Below are 2,352 nucleotides of genomic sequence, written 5' to 3'. Positions count from 1 at the left end.
TATCAAAACAGCTAGTCAATCAAAAATTTAGTGTAACGAAATCAGGTACGTGCAGTGCCAAACACCCAGATATATGGCTATTACATCACTAGTTACTAATAAACATACATTAGATCTATCAGTTACTCAGGTTATGGGTATTTTGAATGTTACTCTCGACTCTTTTTCTGATGGTGGTAAATACAACACTCTTGCTACTGCTATCGATCATGCAGCAATTATGATCGAGGCAGGCGCAAGCATTATTGATATTGGTGGAGAATCTACTCGTCCGGGCGCAGATGTTATGAATGATGAGGAAGAAGCAGCGCGGGTAGTCCCAGTAGTAGCTGCGTTAGTACAGCGATTCGATACTTTAATATCCGTAGATACTTCTAAAGCTTTAGTTATACGCGAAAGCGTAACCGCCGGGGTACATTTAATTAACGATATCCGTTCGCTAAGTCAACCTGGAGCACTAGAAGCAGCAGCAGCTAGTAAGTTGCCTGTATGCCTGATGCATATGCAGGGAGAGCCACGCTCAATGCAGCAAAAGCCATATTACTATGATGTACTTACCGAAGTAAAAGCTTTCTTTGTAAAACAGATTGCACGTTGTGAAGCTTCTGGAATCGAAAAAAATAAAATAATTATCGATCCAGGCTTTGGTTTTGGTAAAAATTTAGCGCACAATTATAGTTTGCTGGCTAGACTAGCAGATTTTCATGACTTTAACCTGCCTATACTAGTAGGTATGTCGCGTAAATCGATGATAGGACAGCTTATTCAACGCCCACCAGAGCAGCGAGTGGCCGGTAGCGTAGCCTGCGCAGTAATTGCCGCTATGCAGGGAGCACAGATCATTCGTGTTCATGATGTAAAACAGACCATCGAAGCACTACGTGTAGTAGAAGCCACACTTTCAGCAAAGGAACAATTTTTTGTATGAATAACAATAAATATTTTGGTACGGATGGTATCCGTGGCAAGGTAGGTGATACTCCTATTACACCTGACTTTATGCTAAAGTTGGGCTGGGCTGCCGGTAAAGTGTTAGCACGTCACGGTTCTCGTAAGATTATTATCGGCAAAGATACACGGATCTCCGGTTACATGCTAGAGTCCGTTTTAGAAGCTGGGCTATCCGCTGCAGGTCTTTCTGCAGCTTTTACTGGTCCTATGCCGACGCCAGCTATTGCTTATCTAACTAGAACTTTTCGTGCAGAAGCTGGTATTGTGATTTCAGCTTCTCATAATCCCTTTTATGACAATGGTATTAAATTTTTTTCTATCGAAGGTACTAAGCTTCCGGATGAAGTTGAGAAAGCTATAGAAGCAGAATTAGGCAAAAAAATCATGTGTGTTGAGTCAGCAGAACTAGGAAAAGCTAGTAGAATAAGCGATGCCGCAGACCGTTATATTACCTTTTGTAAAGGTACATTCCCTGATAATCTTAGCCTCAAGGGTATTAAAATTGTCGTAGATTGCGCTAATGGAGCTACTTACCATATTGCACCAAGCGTGCTACGTGAATTAGGTGCTGAGGTAATAGCTATAGGTTGTCAACCAGATGGTATGAATATTAATAAAGAGTGCGGCACCACTGATGTCCGGGAGCTACAAAGACGAGTGCTAGCCGAAAATGCTCATATTGGCATTGCTTACGATGGCGACGGTGATCGTATGATCTTAGTAGATCATTTAGGACATAAGGTAGACGGTGATCAAATCATTTATATTATAGCACGTGAAAAAATGCGACAAGGTCAGTTAGCTGGTGGTGTGGTTGGTACACTGATGAGTAATATGGGGCTCGAGTTATCACTTAAACAACTAGGTATTCCGTTTGTACGTACCCGTGTAGGAGATCGTTATGTACTAGAAAAAATGCAAGAGAAAGGTTGGCGTATTGGAGCAGAAAACTCTGGGCACGTGATTTTACTTGACCATACTACAACCGGTGATGGCATTATAGCTGGGCTACAGGTTTTGTCGGCTATGGTGAGCAATAGCATGAAACTACATGATCTCTGCAGCGATATGTGGCTCTTTCCCCAGATATTAATCAATGTGCGCTTTGCTGGTCAAAATAATCCACTAGATTCAGTTACTGTTATCCAAGCCTGTCAAGAAGTTCAGAGAACATTAGCCGATCGCGGTAGGGTATTGTTACGGCAATCTGGTACAGAACACCTTATTAGAGTCATGGTAGAAGGTGAAGATGAAAATCAAGTTACGCACTTAGCACATTATATAGCTTCTACTGTAAAAGTTGCTAACTAAGTAAAAGTAATCAAATGAACTAGCAGTAAAATGTCTCTTGTGCATAACGAACGCTTTGGTTAGAATTTAAACTTATTATTGTAATAAGTG

Annotated in this window: 2 protein-coding genes; both read left to right on the top strand. The window is 41.3% G+C overall.

Annotated elements, in window-relative coordinates:
• The first annotated feature begins 73 nt into the window (after positions 1–73).
• Entirely contained in the window at positions 74–928 is an 855-nt protein-coding gene (folP, locus tag CEX73_RS01530) for a dihydropteroate synthase (RefSeq protein WP_101626850.1), read from the top strand.
• Positions 925–2,262 carry a phosphoglucosamine mutase gene (gene glmM / locus CEX73_RS01525; protein WP_101626849.1) on the top strand — a complete coding sequence of 446 codons (1,338 nt, stop codon included), beginning with the start codon at positions 925–927 and terminating at the stop codon, positions 2,260–2,262. The genes folP and glmM overlap by 4 nt, the downstream gene beginning before the upstream one ends.
• The last annotated feature ends 90 nt before the right edge of the window (positions 2,263–2,352 follow it).

This window comes from Candidatus Palibaumannia cicadellinicola, assembly GCF_002855795.1.
Classification (GTDB): Bacteria; Pseudomonadota; Gammaproteobacteria; order Enterobacterales; family Enterobacteriaceae; genus Baumannia; species Baumannia cicadellinicola_C.
The sequence above is the reverse complement of the archived record's forward strand: the minus strand, read 5'-3'. Positions and strand labels throughout refer to the sequence as shown.